Origin of the sequence: Roseibium sp. (assembly GCF_048261595.1) — a bacterium.
Classification (GTDB): Bacteria; Pseudomonadota; Alphaproteobacteria; order Rhizobiales; family Stappiaceae; genus Roseibium.
Genome location: NZ_JBLXFW010000001.1, coordinates 124,183 through 144,300, shown reverse-complemented (window position 1 = coordinate 144,300; position 20,118 = coordinate 124,183). Strand labels below are relative to the sequence as shown.

17 protein-coding genes and 1 pseudogene are annotated in these 20,118 nt (G+C 60.0%); 14 read left to right on the top strand and 4 right to left on the bottom strand.

The genetic code is table 11. The annotated features are described in order from the left end of the window. The first annotated feature begins 541 nt into the window (after positions 1 to 541). The 7 genes from ACN0SY_RS00670 (at position 542) to ACN0SY_RS00640 (ending at position 8,087) form a co-directional block, all read left to right on the top strand. Positions 542 to 1,669, top strand: a complete 1,128-nt coding sequence (locus tag ACN0SY_RS00670; RefSeq protein ID WP_417683833.1) for a septal ring lytic transglycosylase RlpA family protein — start codon at positions 542 to 544, stop codon at positions 1,667 to 1,669. 93 nt (positions 1,670 to 1,762) lie between these two features. Then, positions 1,763 to 2,971: a D-alanyl-D-alanine carboxypeptidase family protein gene (locus ACN0SY_RS00665; protein WP_417683832.1), complete on the top strand. Its 1,209-nt coding sequence runs from the start codon at positions 1,763 to 1,765 to the stop codon at positions 2,969 to 2,971. A 35-nt stretch (positions 2,972 to 3,006) separates the two neighbouring features. Further along, entirely contained in the window at positions 3,007 to 3,684 is a 678-nt protein-coding gene (gene tmk, locus ACN0SY_RS00660; RefSeq protein ID WP_417683831.1) for a dTMP kinase, read from the top strand. Continuing rightward, a complete protein-coding gene (locus ACN0SY_RS00655; RefSeq protein ID WP_417683830.1) occupies positions 3,677 to 4,753 on the top strand; it encodes a DNA polymerase III subunit delta' in 1,077 nt (358 codons plus the stop codon). Before tmk ends, ACN0SY_RS00655 begins: the two co-directional genes overlap by 8 nt. A 92-nt stretch (positions 4,754 to 4,845) precedes the next feature. Next, entirely contained in the window at positions 4,846 to 6,402 is a 1,557-nt protein-coding gene (gene metG / locus ACN0SY_RS00650) for a methionine--tRNA ligase (protein ID WP_417683829.1), read from the top strand. A gap of 75 nt (positions 6,403 to 6,477) precedes the next feature. Continuing rightward, positions 6,478 to 7,278 (top strand): TatD family hydrolase, encoded by an 801-nt coding sequence (locus ACN0SY_RS00645; RefSeq protein WP_417685828.1) that lies wholly within the window; start codon positions 6,478 to 6,480, stop codon positions 7,276 to 7,278. Continuing rightward, positions 7,278 to 8,087, top strand: coding sequence for an MBL fold metallo-hydrolase (locus ACN0SY_RS00640; protein ID WP_417683828.1), 810 nt, complete (start codon positions 7,278 to 7,280; stop codon positions 8,085 to 8,087). Before ACN0SY_RS00645 ends, ACN0SY_RS00640 begins: the two co-directional genes overlap by 1 nt. Before the next feature lie 86 nt (positions 8,088 to 8,173). Here ACN0SY_RS00640 and ACN0SY_RS00635 read toward each other — a convergent pair whose 3' ends face one another. Then, a complete protein-coding gene (locus ACN0SY_RS00635; RefSeq protein ID WP_417683827.1) occupies positions 8,174 to 10,270 on the bottom strand; it encodes a vanadium-dependent haloperoxidase in 2,097 nt (698 codons plus the stop codon). Positions 10,271 to 10,457: 187 nt separating this feature from the next. On the opposite strand from ACN0SY_RS00635, the gene ACN0SY_RS00630 reads away from it, so the two are divergent. Continuing rightward, the gene (locus ACN0SY_RS00630; RefSeq protein WP_417683826.1) at positions 10,458 to 11,000 is read left to right on the top strand and encodes a regulatory protein RecX; all 543 of its coding nucleotides are present in this window, start codon (positions 10,458 to 10,460) and stop codon (positions 10,998 to 11,000) included. A gap of 212 nt (positions 11,001 to 11,212) precedes the next feature. Here the strand turns inward: ACN0SY_RS00630 and arfB are convergent, their stop codons facing one another. The 3 genes from arfB to ACN0SY_RS00615 are packed head-to-tail and all read right to left on the bottom strand — an operon-like array spanning position 11,213 to position 13,022. Further along, entirely contained in the window at positions 11,213 to 11,683 is a 471-nt protein-coding gene (gene arfB / locus ACN0SY_RS00625) for an alternative ribosome rescue aminoacyl-tRNA hydrolase ArfB (protein WP_417683825.1), read from the bottom strand. Beyond that, entirely contained in the window at positions 11,676 to 12,344 is a 669-nt protein-coding gene (locus tag ACN0SY_RS00620; RefSeq protein WP_417683824.1) for a TetR family transcriptional regulator C-terminal domain-containing protein, read from the bottom strand. Before ACN0SY_RS00620 ends, arfB begins: the two co-directional genes overlap by 8 nt. A 3-nt stretch (positions 12,345 to 12,347) precedes the next feature. Beyond that, positions 12,348 to 13,022, bottom strand: a complete 675-nt coding sequence (locus ACN0SY_RS00615) for a TetR/AcrR family transcriptional regulator (protein ID WP_417683823.1) — start codon at positions 13,020 to 13,022, stop codon at positions 12,348 to 12,350. A 395-nt stretch (positions 13,023 to 13,417) separates the two neighbouring features. On the opposite strand from ACN0SY_RS00615, the gene ACN0SY_RS00610 reads away from it, so the two are divergent. From ACN0SY_RS00610 to hydA, 6 genes and pseudogenes are all read left to right on the top strand, one after another. Next, the gene (locus ACN0SY_RS00610) at positions 13,418 to 14,740 is read left to right on the top strand and encodes an aspartate aminotransferase family protein (RefSeq protein WP_417683822.1); all 1,323 of its coding nucleotides are present in this window, start codon (positions 13,418 to 13,420) and stop codon (positions 14,738 to 14,740) included. Positions 14,741 to 14,773: 33 nt separating this feature from the next. Then, positions 14,774 to 16,270, top strand: a complete 1,497-nt coding sequence (locus ACN0SY_RS00605; RefSeq protein ID WP_417683821.1) for a CoA-acylating methylmalonate-semialdehyde dehydrogenase — start codon at positions 14,774 to 14,776, stop codon at positions 16,268 to 16,270. Between the two features lie 68 nt (positions 16,271 to 16,338). Beyond that, positions 16,339 to 16,626 (top strand): annotated as a pseudogene (locus ACN0SY_RS00600) (GIY-YIG nuclease family protein). Positions 16,627 to 16,787: 161 nt separating this feature from the next. Next, on the top strand, positions 16,788 to 18,044 hold the full coding sequence (locus tag ACN0SY_RS00595) for a Zn-dependent hydrolase (RefSeq protein WP_417683820.1): 1,257 nt from the start codon (positions 16,788 to 16,790) through the stop codon (positions 18,042 to 18,044). A 140-nt stretch (positions 18,045 to 18,184) separates the two neighbouring features. Continuing rightward, entirely contained in the window at positions 18,185 to 18,472 is a 288-nt protein-coding gene (locus ACN0SY_RS00590; protein ID WP_417683819.1) for a GIY-YIG nuclease family protein, read from the top strand. A gap of 185 nt (positions 18,473 to 18,657) precedes the next feature. Continuing rightward, entirely contained in the window at positions 18,658 to 20,115 is a 1,458-nt protein-coding gene (gene hydA / locus ACN0SY_RS00585; protein ID WP_417683818.1) for a dihydropyrimidinase, read from the top strand. Positions 20,116 to 20,118: the final 3 nt, after the last annotated feature.

The following is a 20,118-nucleotide window of genomic DNA, read 5'->3' as shown; positions in this document are numbered from 1 at the left end:
GGACAGGTCTTCCGTTTCGTGCGAAATGAGCCGGATGTCAAGCGTTACGCACGAGCCTTTGAAAACTGGCGTTGGAAAAGGCGCGGAAAAACAGGGGAATGGAAAAATGGACCGCCGGCCCGATGTCGTGGGCAGGGTGTGGACCGGCGGCCATTCCGGATTATTCATCCAGCTGTCCGAACGACCGAGTGGGCTTATCGGCGTCTGACCCCCAGACCTTAGGCAGCGGGGCGTGATCCGACTGTGATGCAGATCACAGGCTTTACGTTCCTCCTGACGATCTTCGGTCTCCCGGTCCCTGTTCCGGTGCACGAATCGCCGCAAATGGCCCGCAATCCCTCGACTGGATGTTCAGATTGGGTTAATGGTTTGTCGGTTATTGAAGGACGGTACGTCTTTGCGGGGGCAGGGCGTATTTGCTTCGATACGGGGACAGAATGCTTCATGGCATTCTGACAGGAGAGTTTTCCTGCCGTTTCGAGGCCTGTTTGTTTGGCGCATGTGCACGGGGCCGCCAGCGCGTAATGAGTAGGACGGCAGTATGCTAGGGATGGGCAATCCACGCGGCTCTTTGGACAAGTCCAGGGACGCCGGATCTCCCAGAACGTGTTTCGGTACTTTGCGCAATGCCGCCATCGTGGCTGCTGCCGCGGCCCTTCTGGCCGCCTGCGGTTCCACGCCCGAACAGACGACTTCAAAGTTCAGCCCCAAGAAATACGGCGTGAAGGGCAGCCCGCGTATGGTTGCCGAAGGCCAGCCCGTTCCCAAGGGGGGCGGTCGCTACGTCGTGGGCAAGAAATACAAGATTGCCGGCAAGTGGTACTACCCGGAGCACGATCCGGACTACAAGAAGGTCGGTCTGGCTTCCTGGTATGGACCGACGTTCCACGGCCGCAAAACCGCCAACGGCGAGGTCTTCGACCGCAATGCGCTAACAGCGGCACATACCACGATGCCTCTGCCTTCCTATGCGCGTGTTACGAACATGTCCAACGGCCGGTCAATGATCGTTCGGGTCAACGACCGCGGTCCGTTCCACGGCAACCGGGTCATTGATCTGTCCGAACGGGTCGCGACCCTTCTGGGCACCAAGGATCAGGGTGTCGGCAAGGTTAAGGTCGAATACGTCGGCAAGGCCCGCATGGACGGCCAGGACGAACAGTATCTGATGGCCTCGCTCAGCGGGCCGGGAACCGTTGCCCCGGGCGGCACGCTGCCGGGTACGCTGTTTGCACAGGCTGATCCGGTCGCGCCGCTCGCAACTCCGGTCTTTGGTCCAGCCCGCGCGCCCGCACCGCGGCCTTACAACATCCCGACTACGGTCGCTTCCGCAGGCTACGCACCGTCTGCGGGCATCCAGGTCGCTTTCGACCCGGCCATTGCCTTTGAGGCCGGTCAGTCCACAATCCAGGTCGCATCTGCCAATACCTTTACCGGCAATGCATCAGCGACAGCATTTGCCGAGCCGATGTCCACAAGCCCTGCCAACGGCGTCCTCGGGGTGCTGCGCGTTCCGCAGCCCGCAACCCCAACTGCAATCGCCCCGGGCAGTGCAATTTCGTCCTATGCCGCTCAGGATCGCATCGAGAGTGCCCATGAAGTGCTGCGCCAACAGGCGGGCACCGGCCTCAGCCTCACAGCGTTGACACACCTGAGGACCGGCGGCTAACCGGCACCTTGCGCGCAAAGAGATAAACCTGCAGGCTTCCCGCTCCGCGATGATATGGTTTCGTGACGGATTCGGTACGGCATGCAGGTGCTTATGAACTCTCCAATCCTATTCGGGTATTTGTTGCGGGGCGCATTGCGCGCGCTGGCAAAGCCTCTTGCAACAGCGCTCGCTGCCCTCGCGCTCCTGACGGTCTCAGTCGCAGCCGATGACCTCAAGACCACGGCGCCGATGGCCTACATGCTGGCCCCCGAGAGCGGAACGCTGCTGTTCGCGAAGGAACAGGACACGAAGTTTTCCCCGGGGTCCCTCGTCAAGGTCATGACCGCCGCCACGGTGTTCAAGGCCCTCGCCGATGGCACGGCGACGGACGATAAGCTCTGCACCGTCTCCGAACATGCCTGGCGGACAGGGGGTGCCCCCTCGCGCACGGCAACCATGTTTGCGGCGCTGAAGTCAGAAATCCCAATCTCCGATCTGCTGCGCGGCCTTCTGGTTCACAACGCCAATGACGCTGCGATCATTCTCGCCGAATGCCTGTCGGGAACCGAAGCAGACTTTGCCAAGCAGATGAACGCCTATGCCGGGGAAATCGGCATGGCCAACAGCCTGTTCATCAACCCGACCGGTTTTGTCCAGGATGACCAGCAGAATCAGAACCATACCACTGTCAGGGACATGGTGCTGCTGGCGAGGGAGATCCTGTCCGAACACGCAGATCGCTATTCCCTTTTCACCGAACCGGAATTCACCTGGAACAACATCTATCAACGCAACAGGAACCCGTTGCTTGGCGAGATCCGCGACATGGACGGTCTGGGCGCCGGGCAGGACGACAAGGACGGCTATTCCGCACTTGTTTCGGTGGAACGCGACGGCAGGCGGGTGATCGCGGCAATCGCGGGTGCACCGAGCGCGAATGCCCGGATTGCCGCCGTCAGGGAAGTCATCGAGGGCGCCTGGACGTTCTACACCGTCAAGAAGCTCTACGCCAAGGGCGACACCGTTGCAGACGCCCGTATCCATGACGGCACTGTGTCCACCGTCGAGCTCGTTCCCGCAGAAGACGTCGATGTCCTGCTTCCGCGCGGTGAAACGCTGGACTATAGGCTCCGCGTTGTCTATTCCGGACCCTTGATCGCCCCGGTCGCCTCTGGAATGAAGGTCGGGGAACTTCTCGTGCTTGGAAAAGACGGGATCGTCCACCGGACGCCGCTTGTAACGAACGCCGAAGTCGGACGCGGGGACATGCAGGCACGGGCCTTGGACGGCCTTCGAGAGCTGTTGTTCGGCTGGTTCTGACAAGGCGCGACACCAACGCCGGGAGTGTTTGAGAGTTGCAGGGTCGGTTTATCACCTTCGAGGGAGGAGAGGGCGCCGGAAAGTCGACGCAGATCGCCCGTCTCCGCGAGAAACTTGTCACCCTTGGTCTCGACGTCGTCGTTACCCGTGAACCCGGCGGTTCGCCGGGAGCTGAGAAGATACGGGAAATGCTTCTTTCCGGCGATGCAAAGGACCTCGGCCCGCGCGGCGAGGCGATGCTCTTCGCCGCCGCCCGCGCCGACCACGTCGACACGACCATCGTTCCGGCTCTCAAGCGTGGCGCCTGGGTGCTTTGCGACCGGTTTGCCGATTCCACCCGTGTCTACCAGGGCGAGGCGGGCGTCGACCCGAAATATCTCGATCTTCTGGAGCTTGCAGCGGTTGCGGGAAACACACCGGACATGACGGTTCTGATCGATGTGCCCGCAGATATCGGCCTTGGCCGCGTGTCCCGGCGCTCGGCCGAAACCGGAAATGGTGGTCCTGACCGCTTTGAAATCGATGACGCGGAAGTGCATCAACGGCGTCGCCGGATGTTCCTCGACCTTGCGAACAAGGAAGCTGACCGGTTTGTCGTGATCGACGGAACAGGTTCTGCGGACGATGTGGAAGACCTCATCTGGAACGTGGTCCGCGATCGTTTCGACCTAGACGCCGCCGACGTATCGGCCAAGGCAGGCGGCAATGGCTAGGGCTCCGCAGGTCGTAGAGGTTCCGGAGGTCGACGCACTTCCAGGCGTACCGTTGCCGCGGCAGCGCCAGCGCCTGATCGGCCATGGGAATGTCGAGCAGGAGCTGCTGGAGGCGTACCGCTCCGAACGCCTGCATCATGCATGGATCCTCGGCGGTCCCAAGGGGATCGGAAAGGCGACACTTGCTTATCGCTTTGCCCGTTTTGCCCTCCGCCATCCGGATCGTTTCGCGCCCGATGTCGCAGCAGCTGCGACACTCGACGTCGAGCCGGGGCACATCGTAACCCAGCAGGTCGCTGCCGGTGCCCATCCGAACATCCTGCATCTCAGACGTCCTTGGGACGAAAAGTCCAAGCGCTTCAAGACTGAACTGCCAGTCGATGAAATCCGGCGGACGGTTTCCTTCTTCGGCACCACCGCCGGCGACAGGGCCTGGCGCATCTGCATCGTTGATGCCGCCGACGAGATGAATGCCAGCTCCGCCAACGCCTTGTTGAAAATCCTTGAGGAGCCACCCTCACGCTGCCTCTTCCTGGTGCTTTCCCATGCCCCGGGGCGCTTGCTGCCGACCATTCGCTCAAGATGCCGCCGCGTCGATCTCAGCCCGCTCGAGCCGGGCGAGGTCGCCGAAGGCCTGCGGGAACTGGCCGCCGACCAGATGGTCGAGGGCCAGGAACTGGACCAGCTCGTCGCATTCGCGGATGGAAGCCTGCGTTCTGCGTTGACGCTCCTGTCCGGAGACGGACTTGCCATCAACAAAGGTTTTATTGCCCTGGCAGAGCAGGCGCCGAATGTCGACGTCGCCGCGCTCCACGGGCTTGCAGATCTTGTCTCCGCGCGCGGCCAGACCGACAACTGGGAAAGCTTCCTCCACATCGCCCGGCAGTGGCTGCACGGGCGGATGAAACAGGACGCCTCGGCCGGTCCCGCACGGCTTGTCAGTTGGGCCCAGTTGTGGGAAAAGATGAACCGCGCAGCGGCCGAGACCGATGCACTCAATCTCGACAGGAAACAGGTAGTCCTCGACGTGTTCCGGAACCTATCACAGGTCATGCGAATGCCCGCCTGAGCCTTGGCCTTCAATAAGCCCTGGTTCATGCATGCGTCCCCAGAGGATTCCGATCTTCCTTCCGTCATTCCGAGCAGTAATCCAAGAGCGTCATGACCGACCGACAGAGCTATTACATCACGACCGCGATCTCCTATCCGAACGGTGCACCGCACATCGGTCACGCCTATGAGGCGATTGCGACGGACGCCATGGCACGCTTTCAGCGCCTCGACGGCAAGGATGTCTACTTCCTGACCGGCACCGACGTTCACGGCCAGAAGATGCTGCAGACGGCCCAGAAGGAAGGCATCACCGCCCGCGAACTGGCCGACCGCAACTCGGACCGCTTTGAAGCGATGGTCGAAGCGCTCGGCTGCACCAACAACGACTTCATCCGCACCAGCCAGGAACGCCACTACAAGGCGAGCCAGGAGATCTGGCGCCGCATGGCCGCCAATGGCGACATCTACAAGGACAGCTACTCCGGCTGGTACTCGGTCCGCGACGAGGCCTATTACCAGGAAGACGAGACGGAAGTCCGCGAGGATGGCGTGCGCTATGGCCCTCAGGGTACGCCCGTCGAGTGGGTCGAGGAGGAAAGCTACTTCTTCAAGCTGTCGGAATATGCCGACAGGCTGCTCAAGCTCTACGAAGATCAGCCCGATTTCATTGGCCCGAACGAGCGCCGCAACGAGGTCATGAGCTTCGTCAAGGGCGGTCTGAAGGACCTGTCGATCTCTCGCACGACCTTCGACTGGGGCGTGCCGGTGCCGGATGACGAAAAACACGTCATGTACGTCTGGGTCGACGCCCTGACCAACTACATCACCGGTGTCGGATTCCCGGACGAGAGTGATCCATTGTGGAAGCACTGGCCGGCCGATGCCCACATCATCGGCAAGGACATCATTCGCTTCCACGCGGTCTATTGGCCGGCCTTCCTGATGTCGGCGGGTCTGCCTTTGCCCAAACGCGTCTTTGCCCACGGCTTCCTGTTCAACAAGGGCGAGAAGATGTCGAAGTCCATCGGCAACGTCATCGACCCGTTCAACCTGATCGACGCCTATGGTCTCGACCAGACGCGCTACTTCTTCCTGCGCGAAGTTCCCTTCGGCAAGGACGGCAACTACAGCCACGAGGCCATCGTCAACCGGATCAACGCCGATCTGGCCAATGACCTTGGCAACCTTGCCTCTCGTTCGCTCTCGATGATCGCCAAGAACTGCGATGGCAAGCTGCCGCAGCCGGGTGATCTGGCCGACGAAGACAAGGCAATCCTCGCCCAGGCCGACGGTCTCATCGACATCTGCCGCCCGGCAATGGCGAAGCAGGAAATCCACCTCGCGCTCAATGCCATCTGGGCCGTTGTCGCAGAGGCGAACCGGTACTTTGCAGCACAGGAGCCCTGGGCACTTAAGAAGACCGATCCGGAGCGGATGGGCACTGTGCTCTACGTCACAGCGGAAATCATCCGTCAGGTGTCCATCCTGGCCCAGCCGGTCACACCAACCGCGGCCGGTAAGCTGCTGGACAACCTGACACTGGCCGAAGAGGACCGCGTCTTTGCCAAGCTCGGGGCGGACAACCGGCTTGTCCCTGGACGCGAAATCCCGAAACCCCAACCAGCATTCCCGCGCTATGTCGAACCGGAAACGGCTGACAATTAAGCCGGACACCCTACATACGATCTGACGGGCGCCATGGCGGCGCCCGCTTGCCCCAAACAGGACCTGACCGTTTTCATGATTGTCGACAGCCATTGCCACCTGGATTTCCCCGATTTCGACGAAGACCGGGACGCGCTGATCGAGCGGGCCAGGGATGCAGGCGTCGGCCTGATGGTGACGATCTGTACAAAGGTCCGGAAGTTCGACCAGATCCGGGCAATCGCCGAACGCTACGACAATGTCTATTGCTCGGTCGGCACACACCCCAACAATGCCAGCGAAGAGCGCGGCATGTCGAAAGACGAAATCCTCGCGCTTACCAACCACCCCAAGGTCGTCGCGATCGGCGAAGCCGGTCTGGACTATCACTACGACTACGCCACGCCTGAGGATCAGCAAGAGGGCCTGCGCACCCATATCGCGGTTGCAAGAGAAACCGGGCTGCCGCTCGTAATCCACTCGCGCGATGCGGATGCGGACATGGCGGCGATCCTGGAAGAGGAAATGGGGAAGGGGGCCTTCCCCGCGATCCTGCATTGCTTTTCGTCCGGCCGCGACCTGGCCCTGAAAGGCGTTGAGCTCGGCCTCTATGTCTCCTTTTCCGGCATCCTGACCTTCAAACGCTCCGATGAACTGCGGGCAATCGCCGCGGAATTGCCGGCCGACCGCCTGCTGGTCGAGACCGACGCGCCGTACCTGGCGCCGCAACCAAAGCGCGGCAAGCGCAATGAGCCTGCCTATACGGCCATGACCGCAAGGGTTCTGGGCGAAACCCGTGGTGTTTCCTTCGAGGAAATCTCGGCCCAGACAACCGAGAACTTCTTCAGGCTGTTCAAGAAGGTGCCCCGCCGCCATCTGGAGGAGCAGGCCGCCTGATGCCCGACCGGATCGAGATCACGATTCTTGGATGCGGCTCGTCCGGAGGCGTTCCGCGGATCGGCAACGACTGGGGCGCCTGCGATCCGCAAAACCCGAAGAACCGGCGTCTGCGCTGCTCGATCCTTGTCGAGCGCTTCGGCGCTGAGGGTACGACCACGGTCTTGATAGATACGGGGCCGGATCTACGCCAGCAGCTCCTGTCAGCAAATATCGGCGACGTCGACGCGGTCCTCTATACCCATGCTCACGCGGACCATCTGCACGGCATCGACGACCTGAGGATGATCGCGATCCGGCACAAGAAACACGTACCTGTGTTCATGGACGAAACGACCTATGAACGCGCCACCGCGGCCTTCGATTACTGCTTCCGTACGCCGGAGGGGTCGTCCTATCCACCAATCATGGAACGCCACGCCATGACGGCAGGAGAACCGGTAGAGATCACCGGAGCAGGGGGCGCTCTGACCTTTCTGCCAGTCGAAGTCGTTCACGGCGAGATCAATGCTCTTGGCTTCCGGTTCCATGGCGCCGGATACCTGCCCGATGTCTCCGACATTCCGGCCAGGGCAATTGCACCGCTGTCCGGCCTGGATGTACTTATCCTTGATTGCCTGCGGCGCACGCCCCATCCGAGCCACTTCCATCTTGATGCAACGCTGACCTGGCAGAACCGCCTTGCCCCCGGTCATTGCATCACCACGAACATGCACAACGATCTCGACTACGACACTCTGGCCCGGGAACTTCCCACAAGTGTCGAGCCTGCGTTTGACGGCATGAAGCTGACCCTGCCGACCGGCTGATCCCGAACGCGGATGAGGCCGGCGGTGTTAACCGCCAGCCTCGCGAGTTTCGAATGCATTCCTTGCAAAAGGTTTCCGGCAACGCCTCAGGTCATATCGACCGACAGCTCCCGTCCCGGGACATGGCGAAGCCACCATTCGTCCGGCTGAACCGGCGTTCCGTCCCGCGAAATGACTGAAAGCGACGGGCAGCTTCCCGCTTCTCCCGAGATCGTAACCATGTCGCCGTCAAACGACTTGAAGGTGCAATAGATCGTGTCGCCGTAGGTCGGGGCCTGCTCAAGCAGTATTCCGATGGCGATCCGCTCACCCATGCGCAGAGAGTCGTAGTAGTCGGAATAGTAGTGAACACCCGCCATGTTCCGGCCAATCGCGATATTCGCCGCCAGTTTGTCGAGTTCTCCCTGGATCGTCAGCGCCGCCTTGGATTTGGGATTCTGGATCAAGCGAGAACCATCGGCATTGGGAACGTAATTGATGGGATTTCCATCCCCGTTGAGCAACTTGCGCTCGACGCCGCTGTTGCAATCCTCGAACATCTCGAAGAACGCCTTGAGCATGGTGACGCAGCCTCCAGCGACAGTGGCGTGACCGGCCCCATAGGCCGGATGCATCGGCGAGCCCTCCGGGAATGCCATCGGCAGCAAGACGTTACACTCCTCGAAGCGGCCCTGATCGACTTCAGGCAGACATTCGAACGGATCGCATGGGATGTTCCTCATCCCGGCCATGGCGTTCTGTTCCTGATTGTGCCGGACAATCGCCTGGAACAGGTCCCCCGGGATTTCCTTGAACGTTGCCTCGAACGCCTCTTTGGAACAGCCCAAGGCGTCACCGAGACCCAGGCACTGAAGCGTCAGGCGACCGCCCAAGGCCTCCGGACGCGCCCTCCGATGATAATTGAACTTCTGGCGGCGAACGGCCTTAAGGCAACGGGTCGCAACTTCGGTCACCAGTGACAGGATATGCGGACCGCCATAGGTCGCAAACGCATCCCGCCGCTTGCTCGGGCTCGGCTCCGGGAACCCCTTCGACGCCGGCGTTCCCATGGCAAGCAGGATAAGGCAGGCGTTGAGATAGGCTTCATAGAGCGCGTCGAAATGCACATAGGTCGCCAGGTCCCTGGGCGTCGTAATGAAGCGGCGGTTCTTTTCGAACTGGTCGGCTCCCTTGAAGTTCGCTCCGTTCTGAGCATCCAGCCAGGTCGTCCAGTCGGTCAGATAGTCAAGACAGTTCGTGTGCGTGAGTGTGCGTTGGTCGATGACGATGGAACCATATGGAATGAAACCGTCCTGATAGCCGAAGCGAGCATCGACGCCCGGGAAGCCGGACTGGTTTCCGTCGCTGCAGGCCAGAGAATCCGCGCCGACCAGCATGAACTGGGAAATATAGGGTCCGACGAGCGCGCCCTTGGTGGAGCCGCGAAAGGCCGTCTCGACCGAGATCGGAGCGCCATAGGGATTTGCACCATCCTGGGTTCGGGCAAACCGGCGATTGCGTTCGAACTTGTTCAGGCCCGAGGAATCAACGGTATGCGGCGTCGAGGAAACAACGTCCTTGCCACTGTAGAACGGCATGGAATTCAGAAGATCGACTATGTCATTCGATGACAGAACGGAGGTGCCGCCCTCTTCGCACAGCTTCTCGTCGCCGCCCTGACAGATGGTCGTGAACGGCACGTCGCGCAGAAGCGCGAGGCCGTAGACTTCCGCCATTTCGGCTGCCAGTTCGCTGGATCCCACTCGCGGCGCAGGCGCCATGCCGACAGCGCCTGCATCGGGTCCCTGAAGCTCGTAGACGTGACCGGCCCTTGGACTTTCCCAGCCGCGCCATTCGACGTCCCGTTCCTTTTCGCAGACGATCTTGGTCTTGCAGGTAAAGCTGTAACCCTTGTCGACGGAGTTTCGGACATGCTTTTCAAACAGCGTCCGGTCGGTCGAATTGATTGCCTCGACAAAGTCACGGTAATCATCCGATGAAACCAGAAGGCCGAGCTTGTTGTGCTCAAGTCCCTTGGTGAAATTGGCGGGGAAGGGCGCCTTGTGGTCCGCCTCCTCGCCATTTGCCTTTGTCAGCGCCTGGGGCTGCAGACGCGAGACCTCGGTTGCAAGATCGCGTAGAACTTTCGCGGACTGTGCCCGCTCGGAACCCGCTGGTTCCGGCTCAGAATACGGCAGTTTCATGTAAACCTCCCGATCTACGGAAAAGAAAAAAGATAATAATGAACAGCAACGAACGACGGATCGCATTGATTTCAAGGAAACCGCGTGTATAAATACCTTCGAACGGAAGGGTTATTTCTTCCTCATTGCTGCACTTGCAGTTTCAAAATACCTCGTGACTTCTCCGTGACCCGAACGTAATAGAAGCGTGAAACCAACTCGAAAATTCAAGGTTCCCACCGAGGAACGGCTGATCCGGCAGGCCGTTTATTACCTTGAGCGCTATGCAACGTCGGTCGAAAACCTGCGCCGGGTTCTGGAACGCAAAGTCGCCAGAGCCGCCCGGGCGAACGACCTGAATGAGCAAGATTTCAGCGAGCTGATCGACAGTGTCATCGCAAAATGCGAACGGTCTGGCATGGTCGATGATCGTCGCTTTGCGGAGACCAAGGTCGCAAGCCAGCGACGCCGCGGCTATTCCAGCCGGCAGATCACAGCCAAGCTCCAATCCAGGGGCGTAAAGGCAGACGTTGTCGAAGACGTGCTGCGATCCCATGAGCTAGATGACGCTCAGGCAGCAATCGTCATGGCAAGGCGCAAGCGCATCGGACCATGGCGAACACGTGGCAACCGCAGCGACTTTCGCGACAAGGACATGGCGGCATTATGCCGGGCCGGTTTTTCGTTTGAGAACGCGCGGCGTATCATCGACGGCGATGTTGAAGACTTGCTGGCCGAACTCGAGCAATGAGCCCGAGGACAGTCAATCAGACGAAGCAAGCGAATATCGTCACGCTGTCATCCATCAAAAAGGGCCTCCGGCGCCGCGTTGATTGCGCGACAGCGTCAGGCCCGTCCGAACTCCATAAGTTTCCTGCGTTTCCAATCAATCAAATAATATTCCATAATATACATTATCCGAATTTGATCATTCTTATAGAGGCGTCGGTCGCCAGTTCTGCCCTAATCGCCGATCCCGGCCTTCCCGCGTAGTTTCTTGGTCGCGCCGCGTTGCTTCTTGGTGTCCAACCGGCGCTTTTTCGACCCCAGAGTCGGCTTGGTCGCCTTGCGTGGCTTTGGCTTGTGGGCAGCTTTCTGCAGGAGTTCCACAAGACGTTCGACGGCATCCATCCGGTTGCGTTCGCGTGTCCGGAACCTGTCCGCCTGAAACACGATCTCGCCGCCTTGGGTCAGCTTACTGCCGGCGAGCCTGGCAGCACGTGTCTTCACATCTGCCGGCAACGTTTCGCAGCCTGCCAGATCAAATCGAAGTTGCACGGCTGTCGAAACCTTATTGACGTTCTGACCGCCAGGTCCGGACGCGCGAATGAAATCTTCACGAATATTGTCCGTCAGGATAAACAGCCGCTCATTCACCTCGATCCGGCGATCGGTCGAAGTCGGCGTCGTTTCGGACTTGTCGGCGTCAGCCATCGCTGGAGACCATCTTCTCAGGAACGCTCAGGCCTAAGCCGGACAAAACCAGTTGAAGCACGGTTGCTTCGGCGCTTTTGCGGAATTCCGGATCACGCACGGTCTTGCCCGTCAACGCGACGATCTGAGGTTCGAAGTCCGCATAATGCTGGGTTATTGCCCAAATGGAGAAGATCAGGTGAACCGGCTCGATCGGTGCAATGCGCCCCTGGTCGATCCATTGCCTGATAACCTCGGTCTTTTCATCGACCAGACGCTTGAGGTCATTCTCCAGAACGGGCCGGATCCTTGGTGCGCCCTGAAGAATCTCATTGGCAAAAAGCCTTGATTCTGCAGGGAGTTCCGCCGACATTTTCATCTTTTGAAGGATGTATCGGGTAAGTTCTTTCGCTGGATCCGCATCTACGTTCAATCCACGCAAGGGATCAAGCCAGGCATTGAGGATGTGCGCGAGCGCAGCTTCGTAGAGCGCGGTCTTTGAGGCGAAGTAGTAGAGCAGATTGGACTTCGACATACCTGCGGAGACCGCGATCTTGTCGATCGTGGTTCCTGCATAGCCGTGGCGAGAAAACTGCCCCAACGCTGCGTGAATGATACGGCCGCGGTTCTTTTCCTGGATCCGGCTCAAACCCGCCTTTTCGTTCGTCCCTGCCCGCCCCATCAATCACTCCGCCTGGCGCTGTGCCTCCGGGTCAGGGCGCGACGTCTTTCGTCGAATCCCGACCCCGGAGAGAATTATGGACACCACGGTTTCCTTCGCCAAGGCGAATTGATCGTCATCCAGCGCGCGTCCGCCATTGAGCGTGTCGATCTGGTGATTGAAATCGGCGTAATGCTGGGTGGTTGCCCAGATCATGTAGAGCAGAGCGCGTGGGTCGATGGCAGCCATCTTGCCCTCTGAAATCCATTTGTCGATTACGGCGATACGCGTATCCGTCCACTCCCCCAGCGTTGTCTCCAGGTAATCCTGAATCACGGGTGCCTTGTGCAGGATCTCGTTCGCCCAGACCTTGGAGCCCATAGGATGCTGCCGCGAGATATCCATCTTCGCGCCGATATATCGGGTCAGCGCCTCTTCCGGGTCGTCGCAGTCATCGAAGGTGTTTGCAGCCTCTAGCCAGATCTGGAAGATATGCTCCACCACCTGACGATAGAGCGCCAGCTTGGTCGGGAAATAGTAATGCAGATTGGCCTTGGGAATCCCGGCCTTTTCGGCGATCATTCCCGTGGTCGCGCCCTTGAAGCCATATTCGGCAAAGACTTCCTCTGCCGCGGTCAGGATCAGGCGTTCGTTTTCGGCGCGAGCGGCCGTCTTGTTCGCGATTTTTGGCACAGGCATCCGCTGATTAGTTTTTGATCATGCCGATTGAATTATCAACTTGACCGTTTGGTCAAGTGTTCCTAACGTTGATTTGACCGTTTGGTCAGGTTTTTGGATCTCCCGCCGGTTTCCAAGGGAAATCAGCGCATTCAGGCGATCTGACATCTGACCCGACACGCAATTATAAGGCCAAAAGGCCACATGCGCCGGAAAACGGCGCAGCTTTCAGAGGACTTGACCGACTGGCCGTTGAGCAATCGGCGCGGGCGGTCAGAATGCGGACAGGGCGAAAGGGTACCGAAGCGCTCCCCTTCAGGTGCATCGGTCACAGGGTGAAAGCCCGAACCTTTCGAATTGGAAATCAACACCGTCGGTACGGGCCGCGAGAGATGGCCGCACCGCAAGGAGGACGCATGTCGACAGCGGCATCAACAAACAATCTCGAAGCCTTCTGGATGCCTTACACGGCGAACCGCCAGTTCAAGCAGAACCCGCGTATGTTCGTGGGCGCGAAGGACATGCACTACACCACCTCCGACGGTCGCCAGGTGCTGGATGCGACCGCCGGTCTTTGGTGCTGCAATGCCGGCCACAGTCGTCCGAAAATTGTCGAAGCGGTCCAGAACCAGGTTGCAGAGCTTGACTATGCGCCGGCTTTTCAGATGGGACATCCCAAGGCCTTCGAACTGGCAGCCCGCCTGACAGCCATGTTACCGGCGCCTTTGGATCATGTGTTCTTCACCAACTCGGGCTCGGAAAGCGTCGACACGGCTCTGAAGATCGCGCTCGCATATCAGCGCGCAATCGGCCAGGGCACCCGTCACCGCCTGATCGGCCGAGAGCGCGGCTATCATGGTACCGGCTTCGGCGGCATTTCAGTCGGCGGAATTGTTGCAAACCGGCGAACCTTCGGCACGATGCTGACCGGCGTCGACCACATGCGCCATACCCACGATCCGGAGCGCAATGCCTTTTCGCGCGGAATGCCGGAAAACGGTGCGGAATACGCGGAGGAGCTGATCCGCATCATCCAGCTGCATGATCCCTCGACCATTGCTGCCGTCATCGTTGAACCGGTTGCCGGCTCTACCGGCGTCCTGATACCGCCGAAAGGCTATCTCCAGCGCCTTCGCCAGATCTGTGACGAACATGGCATCCTGCTGATCTTCGACGAGGTCATCACCGGTTTTGGCCGTCTGGGCTCTCCGTTCGCGACCGATTTCTTCGGCGTCACCCCGGACCTGATCACCACTGCCAAGGGCATTACCTCCGGTGTTATCCCGATGGGAGCGGTTTTCTGCACCTCCGATATCTACAACGCCTTCATGACCGGTCCCGATCACATGATCGAGCTGTTCCACGGCTACACCTATTCGGCACACCCGATCGCATGTGCGGCCGCCCTTGCTACCCTCGACACCTACGAGGACGAAGGCCTCCTGACCCGCGCCGCCGACCTGGCGCAATACTGGGAGGACGGACTGCATTCGTTGAAGGATTGCCCGAACGTCATCGACATTCGAAATCTGGGCCTCATCGGCGCCATCGAGCTGACCCCCATTGCGGGCGAGCCGACCAAGCGTGCTTTCTCCGCCTTCCTCAAGGCCTACGACGACGGACTGCTGATCCGCACCACCGGCGACATCATCGCCCTGTCGCCACCGCTGATCATTTCCAAGGAGCAGATCGACGAGATCTTCGACAAGCTTCGCTCAGTCCTTCACGCCATCGACTGATCTCCAAACGAGCCAAAACGAGAACCAATTTCAATGGAACGTATCAACAACGCCATTGGCGGCGCCGAAGTCGCCTCGAAATCCGGCCGCGTGGCAGCAGTCTACAATCCGGCGACCGGTGAACAATCCGCTGAACTGGGTCTTTCCAGTGCGGCTGAAGTCGCCGACGCGATCGCGGTCGCCAAGGCCGCCTTCCCGGCATGGCGTGACACTCCTCCACTCAAGCGCGCCCGCTTCATGTTCAAGTTCAAGGAGCTCTTGAGCGCCAATGCCGACAAGATCGCGGAAGCGATCTCCAAGGAACACGGCAAGACCCATGATGATGCCCTGGGTGAAGTCGCCCGCGGCATCGAGGTGGTGGAATATGCTTGCGGCATCCCTTCCCTCCTTAAGGGTGAATTCGCCCGCAACGTCGGCCCGGCCATCGACAGCTACTCCGACCGTCAGCCGCTGGGCGTCGTTGCCGGCATCACGCCGTTCAACTTCCCGGCCATGGTGCCGCTGTGGATGTATCCGATCTCGGTTGCCTGCGGGAACACCTTCATCCTGAAGCCGTCCGAGCGTGATCCGTCCGCCGTCATGGTGGTCTATGAGCTCTTCAAGGAAGCAGGCTTCCCCGATGGCGTTCTCAACGTCGTCCATGGCGACAAGGAAGCCGTCGACGTTCTGCTGACCCACCCGGACGTGAAGGCCGTGTCCTTCGTCGGATCGACCCCGATTGCAGAATACGTGTATTCGACCGGCACGGCTCACGGCAAACGCGTCCAGGCCCTTGGCGGCGCCAAGAACCACATGATCGTCATGCCGGACGCCGATATGGATCAGGCAGCGGATGCCCTCATGGGCGCAGGTTACGGTTCTGCCGGCGAGCGCTGCATGGCCATCTCGGTTGCGGTCCCGATTGGCGAGAAGACCGCCGACAGGCTGGTCGAAAAGCTGGTCCCGCGCGTTCAGGCCCTCAAGATCGGCCCGTCCACCGACAAGGACGCGGAAATGGGTCCGGTCGTCACCGAAGCCCATATGCGCAAGGTGCTCGGTTACATCGACCAGGGCGAAAAGGAAGGCGCAGAGCTTCTGGTGGATGGCCGTGGTTTCTCGCTGCAAGGCTATGAGAACGGCTATTTCGTCGGAGGCACCCTGTTCGACCGGGTCACCAAGGACATGACGATCTACAAGGAAGAGATCTTCGGCCCGGTGCTTTCGGTCCTGCGTGCCAAGGACTACGACGAGGCCCTCACCCTCATCAATGAGCACGAGTACGGCAACGGCACCGCGATCTTCACCCGCGACGGTGACGCAGCCCGTGCCTTCGCGGACCAGATCGAGGTCGGCATGGTCGGCATCAACGTGCCGATCCCGGTTCCGGTCGCCTATTTCTCCTTCGGCGGCTGGAAGCGCTCGCTCTTCGGCGATCACTCGATCTACGGCCCGGAAGGCGTGCGCTTCAACACCCGCCTGAAGACCGTCACCACCCGCTGGCCCGCCGGGATCAAGGAAGGCGCGAGCTTTACCTTCCCGAGCCTGGACTGAACTGAAATCGGTGGGTCGGCGACCAGGTGGCCCACCGATTCCTGCAACGAACATGGAGCTCATATCGGTTGACCGCTTGGGTCTACATATTGGCATCGAAGCCGTATGAAACACTCTACACGGGCGTCACAACCGATTTGGCAAGGAGAATATACGAGCACCGCGAAGGTTTGATCGAGGGTTTCAGCGAGCACTAGGGGGTCAAGAGCCTTGTCTGGTACGAAGGTCACTCGGAACTCTCTCTCGCCATAGAGCGAGAAAAGCGGATCAAACGGTGGCGCCGGCAATGGAAGTTTGAGCTGGTCGAACAGATGAACCCGGACTGGAAGGATCTCTATCCGGACTTCAACCGATAGACGTCGGCTCGCCGGTCCCGGATCTCCCAATGGTCGTCCGGGATGACCAAAATGGATGTGATACTGCTTCTCTGTCGTCATCCCGGACGAAGCGAAGCGAAGATCCGGGACCGGTGGGCCTCGGATCTCAATGAAAGCAATAGAGCCAAGGGGACGACAAAATGGCAGCACCGGGCGAAAACCTTCGGATCAACGGTGACCGGCTGTGGGACAGCCTGATGGAGATGGCGAAGATCGGACCGGGCGTTGCCGGCGGCAACAACCGCCAGACGCTCACAGATGCGGACGCGGAAGGCCGCAAGCTGTTCCAGAAGTGGTGTGAAGACGCAGGAATGACCATGGCTGTCGACACCATGGGCAACATGTTCATGACCCGTCCCGGCACAGATCCGGACGCCCTGCCCGTCTACATGGGCTCTCACCTCGACACCCAGCCGACCGGCGGCAAATACGACGGCGTTCTCGGCGTGCTCGGCGGACTGGAAGTCGTTCGCACCATGAACGACCTCGGCATCAAGACGAAGCACCCGATCGTGGTCACCAACTGGACCAACGAGGAAGGCACACGCTTTGCTCCGGCCATGCTGGCCTCCGGCGTCTTTGCGGGCATCCACACCCAGGATTGGGCCTATGCCAAGGTAGATGCTGAAGGCAAGACCTTCGGCGACGAGCTGAAGCGCATCGGCTGGGTTGGAGATGAGGAAGTAGGCTCCCGCGCCGACAAGATCCACGCCATGTTCGAGCTGCACATCGAGCAGGGCCCGATCCTCGAAGCCGAAGGCAAGGACATCGGCGTCGTCACCCACGGCCAGGGTCTTTCCTGGACGCAGGTCACGATCACCGGCAAGGACAGCCACACCGGCTCGACCCCGATGCCCATGCGCAAGAACGCCGGTCTCGGAATGGCGCGCATTCTGGATCTGGTCGATGAAATCGCATGGGCGCACAAGCCTCACGCGGTGGGGGCTGCCGGTCACATCGACGTCTACCCGAACTCGCGAAACGTGATCCCCGGCAAGGTGGTTTTCACAATCGACTTCCGCTCGCCCGACATAAATGTCATCTCCCGCATGGAAGAAGACATGAAGACGGGCGCGAAGAAGATCTGCGACCTCATGGGTCTCGAGATCGAGTTCGAGAAGGTTGGCGGCTTTGATCCCGTGAAATTCGACGAAGGCTGCGTCAAGGCCGTGCGCGATGCCGCCGAGCGTCTCGGTTATTCCCATCAGGACATCATTTCAGGCGCCGGTCATGACGCCTGCTGGATCAACAAGCTCGCTCCCACAGCCATGATCATGTGCCCCTGCGTCGACGGCCTTTCCCACAACGAGGCCGAAGAGATCTCGAAAGACTGGGCTACTGCCGGCGCGGACGTGCTCTTCCACGCGGTGGTCGAGACCGCGGAGATCGTGGAGTGACTGCTGGATTGGCTCCGGATTATGTCCGGGGCTGACCTGTAGACCACGGTACTAGAGACCTGCGCCGTCCCGGCCTTTCGCCGGGACCGAATACCGGCAGATTTTGGAACAAGGAAACAAGCAACCAATCCGCTAGCACGATGACCTACTACGTTTATATCCTCGCGAACAAACCGCATGGAGCGATCTATGTCGGGTCAGCGCGGGACCTGCGTAATAGGATCGAACAGCACCAGACCGGGATACCCGGTAGCCACACCGAGAAATACAACATCAAAACTCTCATTTATTTCGAGACCTATGATGAGGTTATGGACGCAGTTCACCGTGAAAGGCGATTGAAAAGATGGCGACGGAGTTGGAAAGACGATTTGATCAATCAGGTGAACCCGGACTGGCGGGACATCCGCGATCAGATACCGTTCTGACTGGTCGGTTTCGGTCCCGGCTCAGGGCCGGGACGGCATGAGATGAAAGACATCGTTTCAGATAGGACGAGTGGAAAAACAGAAAGCAAGAAACAGCTAATTTCCATAGTCCCTGAGGTGCAGTCCCGGCCTTGAGCCGGGACCCCGCAGATATCAAACGCGACGAATTAAAAAGGGGAACAGCGATGGCAACAAAGGTGATCAAGGGCGGGACGGTGGTAACAGCCGATCTGACCTATGCAGCGGATGTGAAGATCGAGAACGGCACCATCATCGAGATCGGGCCGAACCTGTCCGGTGACGAGACCCTGGATGCCACCGGTTGCTACATCATGCCGGGCGGTATCGATCCGCACACCCACCTGGAAATGCCCTTCATGGGCACCTATTCCTCCGACAATTTCGACAGCGGCACCCGCGCGGCCCTTGCCGGCGGCACGACCATGGTCGTCGACTTCGCGCTGCCCTCGCCTGACCAGTCGCTGCTGGAAGCCCTGCAGATGTGGGACAACAAGTCCACCATGGCCCACTGCGACTACTCCTTCCACATGGCGATTACCTGGTGGGGCGAGCAGGTCTTCAACGAAATGGAGACCATCGTTCGCGAGCGCGGCATCAACACCTTCAAGCACTTCATGGCCTACAAGGGCGCCTTGATGGTGAACGACGACGAAATGTTCGCCTCCTTCTCCCGCTGTGCAGAGCTGGGCGCCCTGCCCCTCGTTCACGCCGAAAACGGCGACGTGGTCGCGACGCTGCAGGCCAAGCTGCTCGCCGAAGGCAACAACGGCCCCGAAGCCCATGCCTACTCCCGCCCGCCGGAAGTGGAAGGCGAAGCGACCAACCGCGCCATCATGATTGCCGACATGGCAGGCGTGCCCGTCTATATCGTGCACACCTCTTCTGAACAGGCTCACGAGGCGATCCGCCGGGCCCGCCAGAACGGCATTCGCGCCTATGGCGAGCCGCTGATCCAGCACCTGACGCTGGACGACAGCGAGTACAAGCACGCCGACTGGGATCACGCCGCCCGCCGGGTCATGTCTCCCCCCTTCCGCGACAAGAAGCACCAGGACAGCCTGTGGGCGGGACTTGCATCCGGTTCCCTGCAGGTGGTCGCCACCGACCACTGCGCCTTCACAACCGAACAGAAGCGTTACGGCGTCGGCGACTTCACCAAGATCCCGAACGGCACCGGTGGTCTGGAAGACCGCATGCCCATGCTCTGGACCTACGGTGTCGCGACCGGTCGTCTGACGCCAAACGAGTTCGTGGCCGTCACCTCGACCAACATCGCCAAGATCATGAACATGTACCCGAAGAAGGGTGCGATCCTGGTCGGTGCGGATGCCGATATCGTCGTCTGGGATCCGGAAAAGTCGAAGACCATTTCCGCCTCCTCGCAGGAATCTGCGATCGACTACAACGTCTTCGAAGGCAAGACGGTCAAGGGACTGCCGCGCTACACCCTGAGCCGCGGCCGCATCGCTGTCGATGACGGCAAGGTCATCCCGCAGCAGGGCCATGGCAAGTTCGTCAAGCGCGAACCGTATCAGGCCGTCAACAAGGCTCTGTCTACCTGGAAGGAAATCACGGCACCGCGCAAGGTCGAACGCACCGGCATCCCGGCCAGCGGGGTTTGACCT

Excerpts from the sequence above, each read along its gene's own strand:
- ACN0SY_RS00590 (WP_417683819.1), top strand. The coding sequence starts at position 18,185 with ATGACCTACTACGTTTATATCCTCGCGAACAAACCGCATGGAGCGATC.
- metG (WP_417683829.1), top strand. The coding sequence starts at position 4,846 with ATGACCGACCGACAGAGCTATTACATCACGACCGCGATCTCCTATCCG.
- ACN0SY_RS00615 (WP_417683823.1), bottom strand. The coding sequence starts at position 13,022 with ATGCCTGTGCCAAAAATCGCGAACAAGACGGCCGCTCGCGCCGAAAAC.
- ACN0SY_RS00610 (WP_417683822.1), top strand. The coding sequence starts at position 13,418 with ATGTCGACAGCGGCATCAACAAACAATCTCGAAGCCTTCTGGATGCCT.
- ACN0SY_RS00635 (WP_417683827.1), bottom strand. The coding sequence starts at position 10,270 with ATGAAACTGCCGTATTCTGAGCCGGAACCAGCGGGTTCCGAGCGGGCA.
- ACN0SY_RS00595 (WP_417683820.1), top strand. The coding sequence starts at position 16,788 with ATGGCAGCACCGGGCGAAAACCTTCGGATCAACGGTGACCGGCTGTGG.
- arfB (WP_417683825.1), bottom strand. The coding sequence starts at position 11,683 with ATGGCTGACGCCGACAAGTCCGAAACGACGCCGACTTCGACCGATCGC.
- ACN0SY_RS00620 (WP_417683824.1), bottom strand. The coding sequence starts at position 12,344 with ATGGGGCGGGCAGGGACGAACGAAAAGGCGGGTTTGAGCCGGATCCAG.
- ACN0SY_RS00665 (WP_417683832.1), top strand. The coding sequence starts at position 1,763 with ATGAACTCTCCAATCCTATTCGGGTATTTGTTGCGGGGCGCATTGCGC.
- ACN0SY_RS00645 (WP_417685828.1), top strand. The coding sequence starts at position 6,478 with ATGATTGTCGACAGCCATTGCCACCTGGATTTCCCCGATTTCGACGAA.
- ACN0SY_RS00655 (WP_417683830.1), top strand. The coding sequence starts at position 3,677 with ATGGCTAGGGCTCCGCAGGTCGTAGAGGTTCCGGAGGTCGACGCACTT.
- ACN0SY_RS00640 (WP_417683828.1), top strand. The coding sequence starts at position 7,278 with ATGCCCGACCGGATCGAGATCACGATTCTTGGATGCGGCTCGTCCGGA.
- ACN0SY_RS00605 (WP_417683821.1), top strand. The coding sequence starts at position 14,774 with ATGGAACGTATCAACAACGCCATTGGCGGCGCCGAAGTCGCCTCGAAA.
- hydA (WP_417683818.1), top strand. The coding sequence starts at position 18,658 with ATGGCAACAAAGGTGATCAAGGGCGGGACGGTGGTAACAGCCGATCTG.
- ACN0SY_RS00670 (WP_417683833.1), top strand. The coding sequence starts at position 542 with ATGCTAGGGATGGGCAATCCACGCGGCTCTTTGGACAAGTCCAGGGAC.